This window comes from Klebsiella sp. JN_Kp126 (assembly GCF_033843325.1).
Lineage (GTDB): Bacteria > Pseudomonadota > Gammaproteobacteria > Enterobacterales > Enterobacteriaceae > Klebsiella > Klebsiella michiganensis.
Window position 1 is genome coordinate 1 of sequence record NZ_JAWXQV010000022.1, and the last position, 1,949, is coordinate 1,949.

At 39.6% G+C, this 1,949-nt stretch carries 3 protein-coding genes; 2 read left to right on the plus strand and 1 reads right to left on the minus strand.

Features of this window, described 5'->3' with window-relative positions:
- On the plus strand, positions 1-1,061 hold a 1,061-nt coding region (locus SIK97_RS00905), incomplete at its 5' end, for a PAAR domain-containing protein (RefSeq protein WP_319610913.1).
- Positions 1,061-1,495 carry a DUF1240 domain-containing protein gene (locus SIK97_RS00910; RefSeq protein WP_032749800.1) on the plus strand — a complete coding sequence of 145 codons (435 nt, stop codon included), beginning with the start codon at positions 1,061-1,063 and terminating at the stop codon, positions 1,493-1,495. The genes SIK97_RS00905 and SIK97_RS00910, both read left to right, overlap by 1 nt.
- Before the next feature lie 243 nt (positions 1,496-1,738).
- Here the strand turns inward: SIK97_RS00910 and SIK97_RS00915 are convergent.
- Positions 1,739-1,949, minus strand: a 211-nt coding sequence (locus SIK97_RS00915) for a hypothetical protein (protein ID WP_319610914.1), incomplete at its 5' end; no start/stop codon positions are given.

Here is a 1,949-nt window from a genome sequence, read left to right on the forward strand (position 1 = left end):
GCTACAGTACCTGTCCGTGTAAGGCAAAGTTCATTCCATCGATGATGGATGATACGTATGAGAAGAGCAGTGGTGCTTCCGTTGCAGAATCAGCAGCAGGCTTTACGGCCGCCCCGACTCAGATTTCTCCTGAGCTGCCTGGTTATCTGACCGGTGAGCAAAAGCAGGCAGGATTTGTATCCGATTATCCAGTTTTACGAAATACTCATAATTTCCCCGATGGTAATTTGAGGGTAATGTTGAATGCCAATAACCACAACGTCATGCTACTTACGCTTGGGGAGGTTTTTGAGTATTTGACATCTATGGGATTCTATAAATCAGGGTGGTTCTTCGTTTCCCAAAGCAAACCCGGTGAATTTGTTGTTAACTACGGTACAAGTATAAAAGACGCATACTCCACTTCGAAGGTATTATATCAGCTAGGTAACCTTGGCATAACTGCAACAGTATATGTTAACCACAAGGGAACAGAGTTAATAAAAATAAGTGGTTATGCAGGGATCCGGAAAATATTAAATGCACCTGTGTTTGCCGCAAAAAATCCACAGATCATCAAGTATGGAATAGGAAGTTACGGACTAAATAACGCTATAAAAGATGGTTTTCTTTTCGGTCTGATTTATGTATCTGTGGCTGATTCCGTTGACTTTATCTTAAATGATGAGACTACATTAGCGAAATTCATAGGGAAGTGGGCTGTTGATGTGCTTAAAGTCGGTATTTCTTCAACGATAACCTGGGGGGCTGGTGTTTACGCTGTAGGGGTATTCTCAACAATTGCCGCCCCATTAGTTGTTGTGCTGGTTGCTGGTGCATTATCCGCATGGGCACTCAATAAATTAGATGATGAGTTTAAAATTACAGACAAAGTCGTTTCTCTCATTGAATCGGCGCAGCAGGAGTTTGTTGAGAAAGCAAAAGAAATGGAGAAAGGCTTGTGGGATTTGGGCGCAATGTATGTTGATGGTATGCTTTCCCGTGGGAAAGAGGTTGTTGAATATGAGGTGAAAAAATACTTAAGACAAACATTAGACAGTTTTGAAAAGGAGTGGTTTTAATGGAGACTTTTTCATTTAAACGTAGAATTGGAATGTTTTTGGGGATGCTGTGTCTTTATGTACCCTTGATCTTAGGGGGGGGGGTATTTTCCTTTAATACGCTTAAAGAATATTTAACATTTCCATCTGAATTATCATTCTCATCTTTTTTTGTTTATGGGTTTTCTGCTGTATTTATCTTGTCCCCTGTCGCATTTTTTTCATTATGGCCTATTTTTCTAGGGCGCAGAGTTTCGATTCAGATACAAAAATATGTGACTAAGTACATGATTGTATTGTTCATTGTTACGGTCGTCATTCAGATTGGATTTAAGGTTTATTTCTCAAATAAACTTGAAGATAAAGGATACGTTGCCTGTCCAGACATCCCTAAAGGTTGGATGCCTGGCATGGCAACAAGATATGTAAAAGATCCCCGGAATTGCCGTCAGTAATATCAAAACATTACCCGAAAAGCCGACTGGATATCGAGTGTGAGATAATGCAATTTATTGAAAATATAGTGACGATCTTATATCTCAGGTGATGGGTCTATGAGTCCAAAACGCAGATTTATTGGGAATCTTATTATTTGGTGTGCTTTATCGTTTGGTTCTTTATGGTTTGCAAATAATGCATTTAGTGAACTATTTGATTTTAGAGATGATGTTGTTTTTTCACCAACCATTTGCGCTCTGCTAATGATTCCGATAATCCTTCTCTTCCCATGTATATACTGGTATTTGGCTATGCGGCACGGAGAGGAGCAGGCGATCATCAAATGCAAAAAATAATAGAGTTTTTATAGGTTTGGTTGGTGTCTTTTCGTAAGCTCTATCATTTTTTCCTTTGCATATACTTCGACTCTGGAGAGTAAAGGCTATGAGAAATGCACTGGTCGCCCGGATG